Source organism: Corallibacter sp., from assembly GCF_048381695.1.
Taxonomy (GTDB): domain Bacteria; phylum Bacteroidota; class Bacteroidia; order Flavobacteriales; family Flavobacteriaceae; genus Corallibacter; species Corallibacter vietnamensis.
The window spans coordinates 144,173-164,688 of sequence record NZ_JBLXHI010000005.1; the positions used below are offsets into that span (position 1 = coordinate 144,173).

Here is a 20,516-nt window from a genome sequence, read left to right on the forward strand (position 1 = left end):
ATGATATAAAAGCAACAAGGCTTATCTTTGTAAACATGATGACTAAAACCGATATAGATACTAGGGCAGATGTTCATAAATTAGTTTCAACTTTTTATAAAAAAGTTAGAAAAGATGATGTTTTAGGTCCTTTTTTTAATCGCGTAATTACAGATTGGGATTCGCACATAGAACATTTAACAACTTTTTGGGAAACAAGCTTGTTTATGACTCGAAAACTAGAAAAAAAGTATAAAGGTAATCCGCTAGAAGTGCATGTTAAGGTTGATAAAGAAAATAATAATACCATAAGCGAGTTGCATTTTGGTATATGGCTCAATTTGTGGTTACAAACTATAGATGAGCTTTTTGTTGGTGATGTTGCTGAAAATGCTAAACGTCGCGCCAGAAAAATGGGAACGTTTTTGTATTTAAATATTTTTCAAGCTAGGCAAACAACACCAAAAAGTTAAGTACATTTTAACATACGGAAGTGAACTAAATACCTTAAATTTGCACGACCCAATTTTAGAGTCTCATCATTATGCAAAATAAACTCGCCAAAATTCTATTTTCAACTCGATTAACAGCTGTTTTATTTATTGTCTTTGCCGCAGCTATGGCAACAGGAACATTCCTAGATGCCGGAGAAAACACATCACCAACACCACTTACTAGAACGCTTATATATAATGCTTGGTGGTTTGAGGCAATTATGGTTTTGTTTGTCATAAATTTTATAGGAAATATTTTTAGATACCGCTTACATAAATTTGAAAAGTGGCCGTCGCTAATTCTGCATTTAGCATTTATACTAATACTATTAGGAGCAGGAATTACAAGGTATATAGGTTTTGAAGGTATGATGGCAATTCGTGAAGGCGAAACTGAAAGTGCTATGCTATCTCATAAAACATACATAACAACGTATATTGATGGTGATTATGAAATTGACGGAGTTCCGCAAAGATTACCTTTAGAATGGGAAGTAGATTTTTCTCCAAGATTAAACAATAGTTTTAGTAAAACTGTTACTTACAATAATCAGCCAGTAACTATTGAGCTTGAGAAGTTTATTGCAGGAGCAGAAAAAGATGTTGTTCCTGATGAAACCGGAGAAGAATACCTTAAACTGGTTGAAGCAGGAAATACAGGAGCTCACAATCACTTTTTAAAAGTAGGTCAGGTGCAAAGTATTCATAACGTTTTGTTTTCATTAAACAAACAAGTTGATGGCGCGATAAATATTACTTACAAAGATGATGAGTTAACAATAGACTCTCCGTTTGAAGGCGAATACATGACTATGGCAACTGGTCAAACAGGTCAATTACTAAAAGATAGCATTCAGCCGTTAAAACTTCGATCTCGATATATTATAGGAAATATGCAGGTTGTATTTCCAAAACCTGTGGTGAAAGGTGTTTTTGATATTGTGAAAAAACCACAGATTTTAAAGGGAGATGAAATGGGAGCGGTTTTTAAAGTCACTACAGGCGGCGAAACAAAACGTATAAAAGTTTTAGGTGGTCAAGGTTATGGAAACCCTTTTGAACAAGAGCATATAGGCGGATTAGATATTGCAATGAAATATGGTTCTAAAGTTATAGAACTACCTTTTAGTATTAAGCTAAATGATTTTATAGCAGATAAATATCCAGGAACAGAAAGCAGTTATTCTTCATTTGAAAGTAAAGTAACTGTGCTAGATGCTCAAGAAGGAGATTTTGATTATCATATTTACATGAATCATATTTTAGACCATAGAGGTTATCGTTTTTTTCAATCAGGTTTTGATCCAGATGAAAAAGGAACAAAACTTTCTGTAAATCATGATTTTTGGGGAACTTGGATTACTTATATAGGTTACTTTTTACTTTACGCCGGCATGTTAGCTATTTTATTTGTTAAAGGCTCTCGCTTTGGAAACTTAAGACGTATGCTTGATAAAGTAAAGGCAAAGAAAGCCAAGATGACAACAATAATACTTTTATGTATTGGGTTGCAAGGGTTCTCTCAAGGACATGCTCCAAACGATGGGCATGATCATAGCGTTAAACCTTCAAAAGCTCAAATAGACTCTATTTTAGCAGCCAATATAACTCCAAAGGCGCATGCAGATAAGTTTGGACGTTTAGTTATACAAGATATTGGGGGTCGTATGATGCCTGTAAATACCTTTGCTTCTGAAATGCTTAGGAAGTTAACCAAGCATGATACTTATGAAGATTTTGATGCCAATCAAGTGTTTTTATCAATACAGGAAAGTCCTTTGTTATGGTATAACGCTCCAATCATTTACTTAAAGTATAAAAAAGATGATTCTATTAGAAGTATAATAGGTGTTCCAAAAGAACAAGATTATGCGTCTTTAGTTGACTTTTTTACCGAGCGTGGTGATTATAAATTAGCACCTTATCTAGAAGATGCTTATAAAGCACAAGTACCTAATGCATTTCAAAAGGAATTTAAGGAAACTGACCAGCGTGTTAACTTGCTTTATAACACTATTGAAGGTTATGCATTACGTATTTTTCCAGTTCCAGATAATGATAATAATAAATGGATAGCTCCTATTGAATACAAAAGGGAAAACTACAAAGAACAGATTAATGATTCGTTGTATGGAAACTTTGTAAGTAACGGATTTAGTGCTTATTTATTTACATTAAATCAAGCAAAAAAATCAGGAGATTTTTCTAAAGCTGATGAGCTTTTAGAGTCATTCAGAAAAACACAGCATAAGTATGGCAGTAGTGTTATGCTATCTGATAAAAAAGTTGATACTGAAATTTTATATAACAAATATGATATTTTCAAGAAGCTATTTAGTTGGTACATGTATGCTTCATCATTGCTTTTTATTCTACTGATTATTCAGATATTTAAAGATAAGAGCAAGCCTATCAACATTACAGTAAACGCTTTTAAAATTATTATAGTAATTCTTTTTGTGTTGCACACATTAGGGCTTATAGCACGTTGGTATATTTCAGGTCATGCACCATGGAGTGATGCTTATGAGTCTATGATTTATGTGGCTTGGGCTACTATGTTTTTCGGATTGATATTTGGTAGAAAAAGTGATTTAACACTTGCAGCCACAGCCTTTGTAACATCTATGCTATTAATGGTTGCGCACTGGAGTTGGATGGATCCTGCTATTGCAAACCTTCAGCCAGTATTAGATAGTTACTGGTTAATGATTCATGTTGCTGTAATTGTAGCTAGTTATGGACCTTTTACTTTAGGTATGGTTTTAGGTTTGACAGCTTTATTTTTAATGATTTTTACAAATAAAGACAACAAACAAAAAATGCTTGTTAATATTAACGAGTTAACCATAATTAATGAAATGGCTCTAACAGTAGGGTTGGTTATGCTTACCATAGGAAACTTTTTAGGAGGTATGTGGGCTAACGAAAGTTGGGGACGTTATTGGGGCTGGGATCCAAAAGAAACATGGGCTTTAATTAGTATTATGATTTATGCCTTTGTAATTCACATGAGATTAGTTCCTGGTTTAAGAGGTAAATTCGCGTATAATTTAGCATCTGTAATCGCTATAGCAAGTATTATTTTTACATATTTTGGAGTAAACTTTTATTTATCAGGATTACACTCATATCAATCAGGACAGCAAATAGCTAGTTTTAACATCATAGGTATTGCTGTAGCAATCATTACTATTATTGCATTTTTTGCATATAAAAAATACATTAAGTTTTATAAGAAGTAGTCCTACTTTTTTAGCTTGACATTTGTTTGTATGAAACTATTTAAAGAATTTAAAGAGTTTGCAGTAAAGGGTAACATGATGGATATGGCCATTGGTGTTATTATAGGCGCATCGTTTAATAAAGTTATTGATGTATTGGTAAAAAAAATACTATTACCGCCTTTATCATTAATGACCAATGGTATAAATTTTCAAGATAAACGTATTATTCTTAAAGATGCTGTTATTGAGTCTAAAACAGGAGAGATTATTACAGATGAAGTAGCAGTTGGATATGGTGCTTTTGCTGAAGCATTACTAGATTTTTTAATTATAGGCTTTACTATTTTTGTGGTTGTTAAGTTTTTAAACCGCCTTCGGGACAAGTCTCATGATACAAAAGATAAATCAGTGTCTACACCTAAAGACATAGAGTTATTAACCCAATTAACAGACTTAATTGAGGAGCAAAATAAAATTTTAAAAGATAAAGAGTAATATCTAGAGTTTTATAGGGCTTTTATCCATGTTTAAATCATCAAGCATGTCTTGCGTAAACTTGTAATGACCGCGACGCGTTATGATTTTAAACTTATGGTCTTTCATTCTTGTTAAAACATCTAAAAAACGCCATTTTGATTTTAATAGTTTAGGCTCTTCAGATTTTAAGCTAATCTCAAAGTAGTGTTTTCTGCCTGCTTTTTCAGCAACAATATCAGGAGTAATAGTAACATCACTACCTTTTTTCATATACGATTTTGGAGTTTCGTAACCATCTAAATCAGCTTTAATATTATCAAAGCCTAAATTTTCTAAATACGTTAAAGATTCTTTTAAAAAAACGCTATTCTCTATTTTGTCTTGTGCTATCATAACCTTAAATATACAAAAAAATATTGATTTTTCAAATTTTAAAATTGTAATGTGTTGTAATATAGCTTTTTGGGTTCTTTTGTCTTTTTTTTGATTTTCTAAAAAAAAGATTGATATTTGACCTATTATGATTGTATAATATTTTTTTTAAAAGACCAGCTGATACCTTTCAGCAATTATTATGTTGAACGAATATATCGTTTAGCTTTTCTATATATGTTAATACTACAGTTATGCAATCAAATAAAATATCTTTCAAACAATTTATTACCTATTTTAAAATAGCCGTTACTGGCAAAGAACAAGATTTTACTTCTGTAAGCATTCGTCGTGCTGTTTTTATGTTGTCTATACCTATGATTCTAGAGATGCTTATGGAATCAATTTTTGCTTTAGTAGACATTGTGTATGTATCAAAAGTCAGTGTGAATGCGGTAGCTACTATTGGACTAACAGAATCTGTAATTACTTTGGTTTATGCCGTAGCTATAGGTTTAAGTATGGCAGCGACAGCCATTGTAGCTAGACGCGTAGGCGAAAAAGATTTGAAAAACGCATCTCAGGCTGCTGTTCAAGTTATCATGTTAGGTGTTTTGGTAGCTGTTATTATAAGTATTGTTGGTTTGTTGTATCCAAAAGAGATTTTAGGACTTATGGGTGCTGAACCAGAGCTTATAGCAGAAGGTTATGGATACACACAGGTGTTGCTTGGTGGCAATGTAACCATTATGTTACTATTTCTCATTAATGCCATATTTAGAGGAGCAGGAAATGCATCTGTAGCTATGTGGACCTTGATACTCTCTAATGGTTTAAATATCATTCTGGATCCTATGTTTATTTTTGGTTTTGGGCCAATTCCAGAAATGGGTGTAAAAGGTGCTGCTATAGCCACAACAATTGGTAGAGGTACTGCGGTGTTATTCCAATTAGTTATTTTGTTTTATGGTTATAGTAAAATAAAAGTAGGTCTTAAAGATATTGTGCTAAAGGTGCACGTTATGCTCAATTTAATAAAGGTTTCTCTTGGTGGAATTGGACAATTTTTAATAGGAACATCTAGTTGGGTTTTCTTAATGCGTATTATGAGTGAGTTTGGTAGTGAAGTTTTAGCAGGTTACACAATAGCCATTCGAGTTATGATGTTTACGTTAATGCCTGCCTGGGGAATGAGTAATGCAGCAGCAACACTTGTTGGCCAAAATCTTGGAGCTCAAAAACCAGATAGGGCAGAGCAGTCTGTATGGAAAACAGGACGATATACAGCATATTTTATGGGGTTCGTGTCATTAATTTATTTAGTTTTTGCAACACAAATTATTATGCTCTTTAATACACAACCAGATGTTGTAAAGTATGGAAGTTTATGTTTGCGAATTCTAGCAGCGGGTTACATATTTTATGCCTACGGTATGGTGGTTATTCAGTCGTTTAATGGAGCTGGTGATACTAAAACACCTACATATATTAACTTTTTTTGTTTTTGGTTGTTTCAATTGCCATTTGCATATTTAACAGCGATAGCATTAGATTTCGGACCTATTGGCGTGTTTTCATCCATAACTATTGCCGAAATTTTAATAGCTATTATTGGAATTATTTGGTTTAAAAAAGGTAAATGGAAACAGGTTAAAGTCTGATAGATTATTTGTAATTTTAGGCATCACAAACTTTTATTGTATGTCAGAAGAAAAATTAGGCTTAAATACCATTTGCACACATATAGGAGAAATTAAAGATGAGCAATTTAAAGGTGCTGTGTCTCCAATATATATGTCTACTTCTTATGCTTTTGAAAATGTTGATGTAAAGCGTTATCCTCGCTATTTTAATACACCAAATCAAGCTTATTTATCAAAAAAAATAGCAGCTTTAGAACATGCCGAAGCAGCGATGATTTTTGCATCAGGAATGGCAGCTATTAGCACGGTATTTTTTGCTTTATTAAAAGCAGGAGATCATATAGTGGTTCAAAATACACTATATGGCGGAACAGTAAATTTTATTAGAGAAGAATTCCCAAAGCATGGTATTGAGTTTACGTTCACAAATGGTTATAACGTGTCTGATTTTAGTGCGGCTATTAGGCCTAATACTAAAGTGATACATGTTGAGACGCCTTCTAATCCGTTATTAACAATAACAGATATTAAAGCGGTTGCTAATTTGGCTAAATCTAACAATATTATATCTACTATAGATAACACGTTTGCAAGCCCTGTAAATCAAAATCCTATAGACTTAGGGATTGATATTGTAATGCATTCTGCAACCAAATATTTAGGCGGTCATAGTGATATTTTAGCAGGAGCAGTTGCTAGTTCTAATCAGCATATGGAAACTATATGGAATGTAGGAAAAAATTTAGGAGGTAGCTTGAGTGACTTTACTGTTTGGATGCTAGAACGTAGTATAAAAACTTTAGGATTACGTGTTAAAGCACAAAACAGGAATGCAAAAAAGTTAGCAAAGTTTCTTCAAGATCATGATGCTGTAAAAAAAGTATACTATCCTGGGTTAAAAAATCATCCGCAACATGTATTAGCCAAATCTCAAATGAAAGGTTTTGGAGGAATGCTTTCTTTTGAATTAATAGATAGTTTGAATGCTAATGAGTTTTTAAGTGCATTAAAGCTTATAAAACCCTCTATGAGTTTAGCTGGTGTTGAAAGTACAATGCTGCTGCCTTACAGTACTTCACATGCCTTATTAACGCAAGAGCAAAGAGATGCTTTAGGAATAACAAACAATTTGATTCGTTTTTCTGTTGGTATCGAGTCAAAACGCGATTTAATGCTAGATATAGAACAAGCTATACAGTCTATTAATAGTTAGCAAATGCTTTCAAAAGATTAAATAGAAATTTAAAAAAATAACTTTCATCGATTCTAAATTGAATAGTAAACGTTCGTCTCAATACGATTTCAAGGAGCTTTGTCAGGCTTTTCCTGATTTAGAGCCTTTTGTTTTTGATAATAAACAAAATCATTTAACTATTGATTTTGCTAACCCAAAAGCCGTAAAAGCACTCAATAGAGCGCTACTATTATCAAATTTTAATATTAAATATTGGGATTTTCCTGATACAAATTTATGCCCGCCAATACCAGGACGTTTGATGTATATTGATGCTATTTCAGATTTATTGCTTGATTCTAATATAAAGAAGAATATACACGTTTTAGATATAGGAACAGGTGCTACCTGCATTTATCCATTATTAGGGTATTCAAAATATCAATGGAATTTTACAGCCACAGATGTAGATAAAACGTCATTAAAGAATGCCCAAATTATCATTGATAAAAATAAACTTAACTCATGCATTTCATTACGCTTTCAAAAAGACGCGTCTCATGTTTTTAATGGTATAATACAGCCAGAAGATTTATTTTCAGTTTCAATGTGCAATCCTCCATTTTATAAATCTGAAAATGAAGCCAATCAAGCAACAAAAAGAAAGTTGAAAGGATTAGGGAAATTAGAAAAGGAAGTGACAAGAAACTTTAGTGGTAACTCGAATGAATTGTGGTATCCAGGAGGCGAAAAGGCATTTTTACATAACTATTTATACCAAAGTTCGCTTTATAAAAACAATTGTTTCTGGTTTACAACTTTGGTGTCACAGAAAGAACATATAAAATCAATGAAAACATCATTGAAAAAACTAAATGCCAATAAAATTAAAGTTTTAGATATATCACTAGGAAATAAAATAGCAAGAGTAGTTGCTTGGACATTTTTAACCCGAGCAGAGCAAAACAGTTGGAGCGGATAACAGAATACGTGATATTTTGTAATTTGCCATAGAATAAAACAATTAAGAAAGAGAAAAATAATCACATGAAATTAGATATACTAGCAATAGGAGCGCACCCAGATGATGTAGAATTAGGCTGTGGAGCAACTATTGCAAAAGAAATAGCCAATGGAAAAAAAGTTGGTATTATAGACCTTACAAGAGGAGAATTAGGAACTAGAGGAACAGCAGAGACTAGAAAGGAAGAAGCAGAAAACGCAGCAAAAATTTTAGGAGTATCTGTACGAGAGAATTTAGGGTTTGCTGACGGGTTTTTTGTTAATGATAAAGAGCATCAGCTTGCTATAATAAAAATGATAAGAAAATATCAACCAGAAATAGTGCTTTGTAATGCTATTGATGATAGGCATATAGATCATGGAAAAGGCAGTAAACTTGTAAGTAATGCTTGTTTTTTAAGTGGGCTTATAAAAATAGAAACAAGTGAAGACAAAAAACTTCAAGAGCCATGGAGACCAAAGCATGTTTATCATTATATACAATGGAAACATATAGAACCAGATTTTGTGGTAGATATTTCAGAATTTATTGATGTAAAAATGAAGGCTGTAATGGCTTATAAAACACAGTTTTACAATCCTGATGAGAAAGGACCACAAACACCAATATCTAGCAAAAACTTTACTGATAGTATTAATTACAGAGCTAGAGATTTAGGTAGGTTAGTAGGTGTTGAGTATGCAGAAGGGTTTACCGTAGAGCGCTATGTGTCAGTGAATAGCTTATTTGATATAAAATAAATTGAAAAAAGGTTTTGTAGAAAAAAGGAAATGATTTACATTTGCAGTCCTAATTAAAATGGTGGTTGTAGCTCAGTTGGTTAGAGCGCCTGATTGTGGTTCAGGAGGTCGTCGGTTCGAGACCGATCTTCCACCCAAAAGACAAAGCTTCACAGAAATGTGGAGCTTTTTTTGTGTTTAAAATTTAAGAGGTTATTAGTTTATGTTTTGTTTTTTTAAAACGTAAAAAACTTGAGAATTCATCAATCCATAAAGAAACTTAAAAGGTGAGTATTCTTTTTTTATAACTTTTAATCCAGCATCATCAAATAAGGCTTCTAAATTTTTATGATTAAAGCCTATATGAGTGCCAATGTATCCTTCTTCTTGTCGAGGAATTTTTAATCCCAAAAAAGATTTAAAAATATTCTTTAAGGTTGCACCTTCTTTATTTTGACCAATACAAAATCGGATTATATTTTTTGTTAATCCAGAAAAACCTATTTCTAGTGGAACAGATATAACAATCTTTCCAGAGTCTTTAGTTCGTTTTTTAAGCTCCTGTAGATGTTTTTTCTGATTTTTGATAGAGAAGTGTTCTAATACTTCTTGGCAGCTTACTATGTCAAACTCTAGAGAGTTCAACGTAGATAAGTTTGATGTTATAGAGATGTTTTTGAGGCTATTCTCTTTAATGGTTGTTTTTAATTCTTCAAACATAAAATCTAAAGGATCATAACCATACAGTTTTACATTTTTATGAGCATCGTTAAGACATTTTAATAAATAGCCGTCACCTGTTCCAAAATCTAATAAAGATTGATTTGCTTTTAAATCTATAAGCTTAATAGCGACATCAAATCGTTTTTGATGAGAAAATCTTTTTATTAGAGATTTGTTGTTTCTAGTATATTCAGCGTACGCCATAATTGCTAATAATAAGGTGTAAACTTAATAAAATAAAAAAGCTTTCCATTGTAAGGAAAGCTTTTTTATATAATGTAAATCAAAAAGTTTATTCAGGCTTTTTGTCAACTGTAATTTTATTGCTTCTATTAGCAAGTTCCCAAGCTGTGTAAAAAATAAGACGCGTTCTATTTTCTAACAAATCGTATTCTATTTTATCAGGAGTGTCAGATGGTTTGTGGTAATCTGCATGAGTACCATTAAAATAGAATATTACAGGAATATTGTTTTTTGCAAAATTATAATGATCAGATCTGTAATAAAAACGGTTTGGATCATTATCATCATTATAGGTGTAGTCAAAATTAATTTTAGTGTACTTGTTGTTTACTTCTTCAGAAATATTGTGAAGTTCTGTACTTAATTTATCACTTCCTATTAAGTAAAGGTAGTTTCTGTCATCCTCATGTTTAGGATCAACTCTACCAATCATGTCTATATTTAAATCAGCAATAGTGTTTTCTAGAGGAAAAATAGGGTCTGTATCTGTGTAATATTTAGAACCTAATAGTCCTTTTTCTTCACCGGTAACATGTAAGAATAAAATAGAGCGTTTTGGCGCATAACCATCTTTCATAGCTGTTTTAAATGCTTCAGCAATTTCTAAAACAGCAACAGTTCCAGAACCATCATCATCAGCACCATTGTATATTTCACCATTTTTTATACCCTCGTGATCTAAATGAGCAGATATAACAATAATTTCATCTGGTTTTTCGCTACCTTTTATAAAAGCAGCAACGTTTTCTGAAGTAAACTCTTTAGCTACTTTTTTATAGGCAATGCTTATAGGTTTCTTTATTGTCGTAGCTTTTTCGTTGGTTTCTATATCGCTTAAAATCGATGAGGCTAATTTTTTGTCTATTAAAAAGTATAACATGTTTTCAGCATCATCATTTAGAGACATTCTAGATCTTGAAGCACCAAAACGTAATTTAGCCATTGAATAAATTTCTGGGTAATAGAAAAGTACGGCAGCAGCTCCTTTTTCTATAGCAACATCTCTTTTTGAAGCAAAAGCTTGTCTGAAATTAGACCATTTAGATGTTTCGCTAGTACCGCTTATAACATAAGTACCATCAGGGTTTTTTGGTTCGCCAGCTTTGATTAAAACAACTTTTCCTTTTACGTCAATATCTTTGTAGCTAGAGTATTTATCGTCTTCAATCCCGAAGTCTGCAAATATAACTTCATTAGCATTAATGCTTACATCATTACTTGTAGATACTGATAAGAAATCGTCTGTAATATTAAAAGCTTCTCCATTAAAAGAGAGTGCTACATTAGGTATATCTAATACTTCTAATGGTACTTCTTGAAAATAGTTGTTGTCTGGAAGCGCAGAAGGAATATTTAATGCTACATACTGATCTTTAAGATAGTTTACAGCCATTTTTTGCCCTGGTTCTCCTGTTTCTCTACCCGCAAATTCATCTGAAGCATATGTGTAGAGTAGGTCTTTTAATTCTGCAGATGTAATAGTGTTTGCATAAGTTGTTGGGTTTGCAGTAGCAGCATCTTTAGTTTTTGCTGGCTTTTCTTGAGTTGACCCACAACCAAACATTAATAACGCAGTACTTAATATAAGGTAAGTGTTTTTCATTGTTTGTAGTTGTTGAAAATTGAAATGTATTGTAAATTATATAAAAAGGGTTGAAAATAGCCTATTTATTTTGCGATATTACAAAAAAAAGAAAGATTTATTAGTTTAATGTAAGGTTGTTTTAACAAACTTTAACACACATCTAAATAAAAAAAGATAGCTTGTATAAAGGCTATCTTTTTAATAATTTGTTGTTGTTATGTTTATTCTATATCAATGTCTTCTAAATCTAAATCTTCAAGTTCTTCAATAGCTTCTTCTTCTGAAGCTTTTTCTTTTTCCTGAAGCTCTTCAGTATTACCAACTTTTGTTTCAGTAAAAACAGCTTTGTAACTAGCAAATGATAAAGCTATGATAGTAAGTAAAAAGATTAAAACAACTGTTTTTTTTGAGGCACCAGATTTATTTGACATTACAAAAGCAATAAGTCCACAAATAAAAGCTATTGCAGCAGGTATAAATGCTAAATTAGAAAGTGGTAATAAAGCTAATAAAACAGCTAAAACAGCAGAAACAATTCCTAAAATTATAAATAGTTTTCTCATAAGTTTAATTTTTTAAGCCTGTTGCAGATTTAATTTTTAATTCACCATTTCCAACAGGGATTTTGAATTTAGCATAAACAGGAATTTTGTTTGAATCTGCAGTAAGCCATATCAAATTGTCGTTAGATCCTTTTAAAACGTCATTATTACTTAATGAAATAGCAAGTTTGTAGCAGTTTTTTTCACCAATTGAAGTGTTAATGGTTTCGGTTCCAAGGTATCTAAAGTTTACCGTGTTTTCTTCATTATCAAAAATAACAGTAAAAGATTTTGTTGTTCCTGTAGCGTAGCTTGAAAAATCAAGTGTTCTTAATTTGTACAGCGTGCTAACTAAATCTCTAGTAGTGCTACCAACTTTAATTGTTTTATTTTCTTCCCAGAATTTACCGTCTTTTCTTTTTTTACGTTTTAAGCTTTTTACAGTACCTGTTTTATGACTGTATTTGTATTGCATAAATTTGTAATAACCACCTTCGTTAATATCTCTTTTGTAAAGATAAGGCGTTAGTGTTTTTGGGCTAACATAACTTTCGTATAAATCACGAATTTTAAAAAAACTATCCCATTTACTGTAAGTTGTAGCTGTACATTTTAGTCTAAGCAGTGTTGCGCTAGATGTTTTTACTTCACTGGTTTGCATAGTAACTTCAGCTAAATCAGTCAAGATACCTGACATATTATAAGATGCAGTATATGTAAGTTTTTCTGAATTACCAACAGCAGAGTTTTGTGCTTGTGTAAATACAGTAACAAATAACAACATTAAGGTAGTGATAAGACGCATATTTTTTTCATTTAGAAATAATAACGAAATAGTTATCATTTATTGTGCCGAAAATACAATTGTAAAGATTAGTATACTAATTTTTTAAAATGAAATATCTAAAATATATTTTATTAACTTTATTATCTATAAACAAACTTATTACTTTAAAAAAACTAAACTATGATTAAAAAAGTATTTGCCTTATTGGTGTTTATTGTGTGTTATAGTAACAACACTTTTTCTCAACAAACAGAAACAATAACTTATTTAGGAAAAACCCTTAACGTCCCTGAGCCACTAAAAACAAATGAAAGGTTTTTTAAGTTTGAATATAATATGGCAGAAGCAAGAAAAGCGTTTTTAGCAAAAGATTATGAACGAACAGTTTATTACGTTAAAACAGCTGAAAGAGACGGAATTCATAGTAGCGCTTTTTGGTTTTATTTAGCAATTTCTAAACTAAATTTAGGAGATGAAGGCGCTGGGAAAAAATACCTGAAAATAGGTTTTGTAGAGCAAGGTTGCTGGGAGTGTGGAGAAGCTTTTGAAAAAATCTTTGGTGAAAAATTAAAATATTAATAAAAATAAAAAACCCGTAATGTTTAAATTACGGGTTTTTGCGGAGAAAGAGGGATTCGAACCCCCGGAGGTGTGACCCTCAACAGTTTTCAAGACTGCCGCATTCGACCACTCTGCCATTTCTCCTTGAGTGCCTCATTAGGTATTCCCTAAATGCGGGTGCAAATATAGAAACTTTTTTTAATAAATAAACTAAATTTTACGAATTATTTGAAAGTTATTATCTTTTTAAACTATAAATAATTGTAAATAAGAAAACTAACAATTTAAAATTATTGAAGCATTTTTTTCAGTAAGCATAGAACCTTTCGATTTTAGGTTATTATGCCAGCTAAAGGCTTCTGTTAAGATATGAGGTGTATGTCCGCCAGCTAATAAAGCTTTAGCGTAATATTCCTTGATCTGTTGTTTATAAATTGGGTGCACACAGTTTTCTATGATTACATCTGCTCTTTCTTTAGGAGATAAGCCTCTTAAGTCTGCTAAACCTTGTTCTGTTACTAAAATATCTACATCATGTTCTGTATGATCTGTATGTGACACCATTGGAACAACATGAGATATGGTGTCCCTTTTAGAAATAGAAGGACAGACAAAGAAGCTTAAATATGCGTTTCTAGCAAAATCTCCAGAACCGCCTATGCCATTCATCATTTTTGTGCCTAAAATATGTGTAGAGTTTACATTGCCATAAATATCAAATTCTATTGCAGTATTTATTGCAATAATCCCTAAACGTCTAATTACTTCGGCAGCATTACTAATATTTTGAGGTCTTAATACAAGTTTCTTTTTATAGGAATCAAAATTTTTAATCATATGGTCATAACAGGAGTTTGAGACCGTTATAGATGAAGCTGAAGCAAAATTTAGCTTTCCAGAATCAAATAGCTCAAAAGTGCTGTCCTGTAGTACTTCAGAGTACATGGTTAAATTTTCAAAAGAACTGTTTTTAAAACCAGAAAGTACAGCGTTGGCTATTTTACCAATTCCTGCTTGCAATGGTAAAAGACTTTTTGTAAGTCTACCATTACTAACTTCTTCTTCAAGAAAATTTAAAATGTGATTAGCTATACTGGTTGTGATTTCATCTGGTTCTGAAATTCTAGCTTCGCTATCTGGTTTTTCTGTAAAAACAATAGCTTTAACTTTATTTTGATCTACTTTGATATATGGTGATCCTATTCGATCATTTGGTTTACAAATATGTATAGGTTTTCGGTTAGGATACTTTTCATGTGTGTAGATATCATGAATATCTTTAAAAGAAGTTGGTAAGGCTGTGTTTATTTCTACTATTACGGTTTTTGCTAATGCGATAAATGTAGCAGAGTTACCTACGGATGTTGTTGGAATAATATATCCTTCTTTGGTAAAGCCTATAGCCTCAACAATGGCTACATCAATATTACCTAGTTGATTATTTTCAAATTGTTCTGCTGTTTCACTTAAATGTTGATCTATATATAGTACTTCTCCATTATTTATGGCTTTTCGTAATGTTGGATCCGCTTGAAAAGGCATTCTTTTGTGTAAAGCTTTATTTTTAGCTAAATCGGCGTCTGTGGTGTAGCCCAAAGACGCACCTGTAATTAGTGTGATTTTTAAATCTTCAGTTTCGGCTCTCTTTGCTACAGCAGGCAATACAGCTTTGCTATCTCCTGCTTTTGTAAAACCACTTACACCAACAACCGCATTTTTTTTAATTAATTGAGAAGCTTCTTCTGCTGTAAATATTTTTTTTAAGTAATTATCATATTGTATTCTTTCTACATTTTCTCTGCTTGTCATTTTGATATTTTTTTAAGTTTTTTATTGCTAATTTTTAGGATATATCATTCAAAATTGAAGATATATTAATATTGGTTGCAATTTATATATTTGCTATATTGTCAAAATATTACAAAAAGACATTTATTTATTCATTTTGGACAAGTATATTAATTTAGCAAATAAGTCATCAAAATATTACCTCACAGAAGTTGATAAAAGAGAGAAAGATATTTATTGTCATCATGATTTAATGGGAGAACATTTTATTGAAACCCATAAGCATGATAAAGCACAGTTTTTGTATACAGAAGGTGGTTTGGTCTATGTAAAAACTAGTACGCAAACTTATTTCTTACCAGCAAGACATTACATGTGGATACCTGCCGATATAACACATAGTATTTATCCTAGTTCTCCAGAAGTTAAAATGAGAAACCTATACTTTCCTGTAAAAAAAGATGAAAATATTTTTTATTCGCAAGAAGGAATTTACCCTGTAAATAACTTATTGTTACAATTGTTGTTATTTACTAAACAATGGAATGGAAATATTAAAAAGTCACAAAAAGATAAATACCCAATAGTTTTAGCTTTAAAAGTCTTATTACCTCAATTATCTAAACAACCATTATTACTTAATCTTCCTCAACCAAAAGATGAACGCTTGATTAAAATTTCTGAATATCTTTTAGAAAATTTACACAAGGAATTAAAAAGTACTACCATTGCAACTATTTTTAATATGAGTAGTAAAACTCTCTACAGGTTATTTAAAAAGGACGTTCAGATTTCTTTTATACAGTATTACACTTTTTTAAGAATGTTTAAAGCTTTAGAGTTTTTGTTAACACAACAATTTACAATAGCAGAAGTTGCTCTAAAAGTTGGTTATAATAGTGTGCCTACATTTAGTAATACATTTACTAAAATAATAGGAAAAAGACCATCAGCTTATATCACTATCAACGAAATATATTGATGTTAAAACCTCTTTAGGTATTTAATGATTATTTTTGGCCTCAAAATAATATAGAGGATATATGAATACAACGTCATTATTAAAATGGAGATATGCAACTAAACAATTTGATCCATCTAAAATAATAACTCCCGATAAATTACAGATAATAAAAGAAGCCTTTAATCTAACAGCAACAAGTTATGGCTTGCAGCCTATCAAATTATTGATTGTTAGAACAAAAGAGATTAAAGAACAATTAAAGGCAGCAGCGTTTAATCAATCTCAAGTTACTGATGCTTCAGATGTTTTAGTGTTTTGTATTGATACTGCAATAGACGCTTTGTATGTAGAAGATTACTTTAAATTAGTGAAAGAAAAACGAAGCACGCCAGATGAAATTTTAAAACCATATCAAGAGTTTTTGACTAATCACTTTAGCACTATTACACAAGACGAAAAGCTTAATTGGGCAACAAAACAAGCTTATTTAGCAATGGGAAATCTGTTGACAGTTTGCGCAATAGAGCAGATTGACGCCTGTCCGATGGAAGGATTTAGTCCAGAAAAAACCGATGAAATTTTAGAATTAGATAAGCAAAATCTTAAAAGTGTCTTGCTAATGCCTATCGGTTATCGATCTGATGATGATTTTATGGCAAGCTTAAAAAAGGTAAGAAAACCTTTAGAAGATATGGTGCTTACTAGATAAAAGACTTAAATAACTTTTTTAAAACAAATTTTTAAAAGCGTCATGACTTTATGTTATGACGCTTTTTTTTTCTTCTTATTAGTAGTAAATTTGAAACTAACTAAATAAAAATTATGCCAGGATTTGAAAGCTTTGGTGATGCAGAGCGAAAAGAAGTACAAGACGTTTTAGATAACGGAATATTAATGCGTTACGGTTTTGATGGTATGAGAAATGGCCATTGGAAAGCTAAAGAATTGGAGCAAGCTTTACAAGAGAAACTAGAGGTTAAGCATGCACAATTAGTATCTAGCGGTACAGCGGCAGTATCTATAGCATTAGCATCGGCTGGAATAGGAGCAGGAGATGAAGTTATTATGCCTACGTTTACCTTTGTGGCAAGTTTTGAAGCTATTATGATGCTTGGTGCAGTACCAGTTTTAGTTGATATTGACGACACATTAACGCTAGATCCCAAAGCCGTAGAAGCGGCTGTTACTCCAAAAACAAAGGCAATCATGCCTGTGCATATGTGTGGTAGCATGGCAAACTTAAGCGCTTTAAAAACTATTTGTGATGCACATAATCTAATTCTTATAGAAGATTCTTCTCAAGCTACAGGAGCAACCTATCAAGGCAAACCGCTAGGTAGTATTGGAGATTTAGGGTGTCTTTCGTTAGATTTTGTGAAAATTATTACTTGCGGAGAAGGTGGCGCTGTTTTAACAAATAATGAAAAATATGCTCTACATGCAGATCATTTTTCAGATCATGGACACGACCATAAAGGCAATGACCGTGGTGCAGAAACACATCCGTTTTTAGGATATAATTTTAGAATATCAGAATTAAATGCTGCCGTTGGTTTAGCACAATTACGTCGTTTAGATGATTTTGTAAGTATCCAAAAGAAAAACTATAACATAATAAGAGAAATGATATCTCAAGTTCCAGAAATAACATTTAGAAGTGTTCCAGAAGGAGGCGAAGAGAGTTATTCGTTTTTGAGCTTTTTCTTACCTGATTTAGAAATAGCAAGAAAAGCTTCTGCAGCTTTAAAAGAAGCTGGAGTAGATGGATGTTTTCATTATTACGACAATAATTGGCATTTTATTAGAAAATGGGAGCATTTGAGAGATTTAAAAACGTTGTATCCAATTTCTTCAGAAGTAAAAGAAGGTTTAAAATATCTTAAAACAAAAACTTTTGAGCAATCTGATAATTATATAGGAAGAAACATTTCATGCTTAATTAAATTATCATGGACAGAAGATGAAGTAAAACAGCGTGCAGAAAGCATGGTAAAAGCAATAACATCTGTTTTAAAATAAAAAGAATTTATTAGGGGCAATTTTTTATTGCCTTTAATAATATTATTCCACTATATACAGCTAATCATAGATTTATTAAAGTAAGGAGAATTTTAATGTTAACCTCTTAATGTTTTTATCATTAAAGAGAAAACATAAATTTTAAAATCCTTATTATGAAATCTATTATCATTACCGCATTACTCTTTATTTGTTCTATAAATATAAGTCAAGCTCAATTTTTAGAAAGACTAGCAGATAAAGCTACTAAAGCTGCAGAACGAACAGTAGAAAGAAAAGTAGAACAAAAATCACAAAAGGAGACTGAAAAAGCTTTTGACTCTACGTTTAATAAAAAAAGGAAGTCAAAAAAAAGTAAAAAACAAGTTTCTAAATCAAACAAATCGCCTAACGATGTTTATGCATTTACTCATAAGTATGTGATGCAAATGGAAAGCGATTCTTACAATACAACCTTAACATATTATTTGGCAAAAAACGAAAACTATTTTGGCAGTACAATACAATCAGTAAGTACAATGGTGAATGTTATGGATCTGGATAAAGAAACGCTTTTTATGTTTTCTGAAGCAGGCGGAACCAAAATGCTTATGGCAACATCTTTAAATATTAATGATTTAGCTGATGAAAACGATGACACCAATAATACTAAAATAGAAAAGACGGGCAAAACCAAACAAATATTAGGGTATTCATGTCAAGAATACTTAATTACGTCTGATGATGTAAAGGCTAACGTTTGGGTTACGCAAAATGCAGGTGTTAGTTTTCCTAATGGTTTTTATCAGGTTGGTAACAAGCAAAATGCTAATCAGCAATGGATGTCTGATGTAAACGGCTTGGTGTTAGAAATGTATATTACAGATACGTCAAAAAGAAAACCTGAAACAATGAAAATGCGTTGCGTGTCTTTAGATAAAGAACATTTTAAAATAAACTCTAGCGATTATAAAAAGTTTATGTAAAAAAAAAATATCAGCGATTAGCTGATATTTTTTTTGATTTTATATTATAACTAGGTTTAGTAGTTTACGTATTCTACAATTTCAAGGCCATAACCAATCATACCAACACGTTTAGTTTGTTCGCTATTTGAGATTAAACGTAGTTTATGAATATTTAAATCATGTAAAATTTGTGCGCCTATACCAAAGTCTTTACTGTCCATTTCTATACGAGGTGCTTTTACAACTTCACCTTCAATTTGAGATTCTTTAAGAGCGCTTAAGCGTTTAAGTAAATTCATAGATTGCGATTGCTGGTTGATAAACACAATTGCACCTTTTCCTTCATCATTTACAACTTTAAACATATCGTCAAGTTTCTCGTCAGCATTATTTGTTAGCGTACCTAATATGTCATTATTTACAAGCGTAGCATTAATTCGAGTTAAAACGGGCTCATTAGGGCTCCAAGTACCTTTTGTTAATGCAATATGTATTTGGTCATTTGTTGTTTGGTGGTAAGCTCTTAATCTAAATTTACCAAAGCGAGTTTCTATGTTGAAATCTTCTTTCTTTTCAATTAAAGAATCATGCTCCATACGGTATGCAACTAAATCTTCAATAGAAATTATTTTTAAATCGAATTTTTTGGCAACTTCAACAAGTTGAGGCAATCTAGCCATTGTGCCATCTTCATTAAGAATTTCAACTAATATACCTGCGGGATTTAATCCTGCTAAACGCGATAAATCAACAGCGGCTTCAGTGTGTCCTGTTCGTCTTAAAACACCACCGTTTTTAGCTTTTAAAGGAAAAATATGTCCTGGACGACCTAAATCATGAGGTTTTGTGTCTTTGTTTACAAGAGCTTGTATGGTTTTAGATCTGTCATGAACAGAGATTCCTGTAGTGCAGCCATGTCCTATTAAATCAACAGATACTGTAAACTGAGTGTGGTGTAATACAGTGTTGTTCTGTACCATCATGCTTAAATCTAATTCTTGACATCTGTCTTCAGTTAGAGGAGCACAAATTAAACCACGACCATTAGTAGCCATAAAGTTTATCATTTCAGGAGTAACCTTTTCAGCAGCAGCAATAAAATCACCTTCGTTTTCTCTATTTTCATCATCAACTACTATGATAACTTTTCCTAATCTGATATCATTAATAGCGTCTTCAATTGTATTGAGTTGTATTTTAGCTGTTTGATTTGCTGTTTTAAGCGTAGACATAATCTTGTTTTAAAAA

The 20,516-nt window shown here is 31.7% G+C and carries 19 protein-coding genes and 2 tRNA genes; 13 read left to right on the top strand and 8 right to left on the bottom strand.

The window, feature by feature from the left end; genetic code table 11:
• Positions 1–38 precede the first annotated feature (38 nt).
• The 3 genes from ACN5J3_RS09075 (at position 39) to mscL (ending at position 4,195) form a co-directional block, all read left to right on the top strand.
• Complete coding sequence (locus tag ACN5J3_RS09075; protein ID WP_418511559.1) at positions 39–452, top strand: group III truncated hemoglobin; 414 nt, start codon at positions 39–41, stop codon at positions 450–452.
• Between the two features lie 71 nt (positions 453–523).
• On the top strand, positions 524–3,718 hold the full coding sequence (ccsA, locus tag ACN5J3_RS09080; RefSeq protein ID WP_418511529.1) for a cytochrome c biogenesis protein CcsA: 3,195 nt from the start codon (positions 524–526) through the stop codon (positions 3,716–3,718).
• Between the two features lie 30 nt (positions 3,719–3,748).
• Positions 3,749–4,195 (top strand): large conductance mechanosensitive channel protein MscL, encoded by a 447-nt coding sequence (gene mscL, locus ACN5J3_RS09085; protein ID WP_417290139.1) that lies wholly within the window; start codon positions 3,749–3,751, stop codon positions 4,193–4,195.
• Between the two features lie 3 nt (positions 4,196–4,198).
• Here the strand turns inward: mscL and ACN5J3_RS09090 are convergent, their stop codons facing one another.
• Positions 4,199–4,570 (bottom strand): hypothetical protein, encoded by a 372-nt coding sequence (locus ACN5J3_RS09090; RefSeq protein ID WP_344730059.1) that lies wholly within the window; start codon positions 4,568–4,570, stop codon positions 4,199–4,201.
• A gap of 233 nt (positions 4,571–4,803) precedes the next feature.
• Between ACN5J3_RS09090 and ACN5J3_RS09095 the strand changes: the two genes are divergently transcribed.
• The 5 genes from ACN5J3_RS09095 to ACN5J3_RS09115 all read left to right on the top strand — a co-directional run bounded on the left by ACN5J3_RS09095 (position 4,804) and on the right by ACN5J3_RS09115 (position 9,266).
• A complete protein-coding gene (locus ACN5J3_RS09095) occupies positions 4,804–6,210 on the top strand; it encodes an MATE family efflux transporter (RefSeq protein ID WP_418511530.1) in 1,407 nt (468 codons plus the stop codon).
• Positions 6,211–6,250: 40 nt separating this feature from the next.
• Positions 6,251–7,405, top strand: a complete 1,155-nt coding sequence (locus ACN5J3_RS09100) for a trans-sulfuration enzyme family protein (protein WP_418511531.1) — start codon at positions 6,251–6,253, stop codon at positions 7,403–7,405.
• A gap of 58 nt (positions 7,406–7,463) precedes the next feature.
• Entirely contained in the window at positions 7,464–8,348 is an 885-nt protein-coding gene (gene rlmF, locus ACN5J3_RS09105; RefSeq protein ID WP_418511532.1) for a 23S rRNA (adenine(1618)-N(6))-methyltransferase RlmF, read from the top strand.
• A gap of 65 nt (positions 8,349–8,413) precedes the next feature.
• Positions 8,414–9,130 carry a bacillithiol biosynthesis deacetylase BshB1 gene (gene bshB1 / locus ACN5J3_RS09110; protein WP_418511533.1) on the top strand — a complete coding sequence of 239 codons (717 nt, stop codon included), beginning with the start codon at positions 8,414–8,416 and terminating at the stop codon, positions 9,128–9,130.
• A gap of 60 nt (positions 9,131–9,190) precedes the next feature.
• Positions 9,191–9,266 (top strand) — tRNA-His (locus ACN5J3_RS09115).
• A 59-nt stretch (positions 9,267–9,325) separates the two neighbouring features.
• Here the strand turns inward: ACN5J3_RS09115 and ACN5J3_RS09120 are convergent.
• From ACN5J3_RS09120 to ACN5J3_RS09135, 4 genes are all read right to left on the bottom strand, one after another.
• Positions 9,326–10,036 (bottom strand): class I SAM-dependent methyltransferase, encoded by a 711-nt coding sequence (locus tag ACN5J3_RS09120; RefSeq protein WP_418511534.1) that lies wholly within the window; start codon positions 10,034–10,036, stop codon positions 9,326–9,328.
• A gap of 88 nt (positions 10,037–10,124) precedes the next feature.
• Positions 10,125–11,678 (bottom strand): M28 family peptidase, encoded by a 1,554-nt coding sequence (locus tag ACN5J3_RS09125; RefSeq protein WP_418511535.1) that lies wholly within the window; start codon positions 11,676–11,678, stop codon positions 10,125–10,127.
• Positions 11,679–11,881: 203 nt separating this feature from the next.
• Positions 11,882–12,223 (bottom strand): FUSC family protein, encoded by a 342-nt coding sequence (locus ACN5J3_RS09130; RefSeq protein WP_417290146.1) that lies wholly within the window; start codon positions 12,221–12,223, stop codon positions 11,882–11,884.
• 4 nt (positions 12,224–12,227) lie between these two features.
• A complete protein-coding gene (locus tag ACN5J3_RS09135; RefSeq protein ID WP_418511536.1) occupies positions 12,228–13,046 on the bottom strand; it encodes a DUF3108 domain-containing protein in 819 nt (272 codons plus the stop codon).
• Positions 13,047–13,169: 123 nt separating this feature from the next.
• Here ACN5J3_RS09135 and ACN5J3_RS09140 point away from each other — a divergent pair, with 123 nt between their 5' ends.
• The gene (locus ACN5J3_RS09140) at positions 13,170–13,568 is read left to right on the top strand and encodes a hypothetical protein (protein WP_417290147.1); all 399 of its coding nucleotides are present in this window, start codon (positions 13,170–13,172) and stop codon (positions 13,566–13,568) included.
• A gap of 41 nt (positions 13,569–13,609) precedes the next feature.
• Here ACN5J3_RS09140 and ACN5J3_RS09145 read toward each other — a convergent pair.
• Together ACN5J3_RS09145 and ACN5J3_RS09150 are read right to left on the bottom strand one after the other, a co-directional pair.
• A tRNA-Ser gene (locus ACN5J3_RS09145) sits at positions 13,610–13,694 on the bottom strand.
• 132 nt (positions 13,695–13,826) lie between these two features.
• Positions 13,827–15,359 (bottom strand): succinate CoA transferase, encoded by a 1,533-nt coding sequence (locus tag ACN5J3_RS09150; RefSeq protein ID WP_418511537.1) that lies wholly within the window; start codon positions 15,357–15,359, stop codon positions 13,827–13,829.
• A 136-nt stretch (positions 15,360–15,495) separates the two neighbouring features.
• Between ACN5J3_RS09150 and ACN5J3_RS09155 the strand changes: the two genes are divergently transcribed.
• The 4 genes from ACN5J3_RS09155 to ACN5J3_RS09170 all read left to right on the top strand — a co-directional run bounded on the left by ACN5J3_RS09155 (position 15,496) and on the right by ACN5J3_RS09170 (position 19,286).
• On the top strand, positions 15,496–16,320 hold the full coding sequence (locus tag ACN5J3_RS09155) for an AraC family transcriptional regulator (RefSeq protein ID WP_418511538.1): 825 nt from the start codon (positions 15,496–15,498) through the stop codon (positions 16,318–16,320).
• A 61-nt stretch (positions 16,321–16,381) separates the two neighbouring features.
• Positions 16,382–17,011, top strand: a complete 630-nt coding sequence (locus ACN5J3_RS09160) for an NAD(P)H-dependent oxidoreductase (protein WP_418511539.1) — start codon at positions 16,382–16,384, stop codon at positions 17,009–17,011.
• 113 nt (positions 17,012–17,124) lie between these two features.
• Positions 17,125–18,321, top strand: a complete 1,197-nt coding sequence (locus tag ACN5J3_RS09165) for a DegT/DnrJ/EryC1/StrS family aminotransferase (RefSeq protein ID WP_418511540.1) — start codon at positions 17,125–17,127, stop codon at positions 18,319–18,321.
• A 155-nt stretch (positions 18,322–18,476) separates the two neighbouring features.
• Positions 18,477–19,286, top strand: coding sequence for a DUF4412 domain-containing protein (locus ACN5J3_RS09170; RefSeq protein WP_418511541.1), 810 nt, complete (start codon positions 18,477–18,479; stop codon positions 19,284–19,286).
• Positions 19,287–19,342: 56 nt separating this feature from the next.
• Here the strand turns inward: ACN5J3_RS09170 and ribB are convergent, their stop codons facing one another.
• Positions 19,343–20,500, bottom strand: coding sequence for a 3,4-dihydroxy-2-butanone-4-phosphate synthase (ribB, locus tag ACN5J3_RS09175; RefSeq protein ID WP_344730135.1), 1,158 nt, complete (start codon positions 20,498–20,500; stop codon positions 19,343–19,345).
• Between the last annotated feature and the right edge of the window lie 16 nt (positions 20,501–20,516).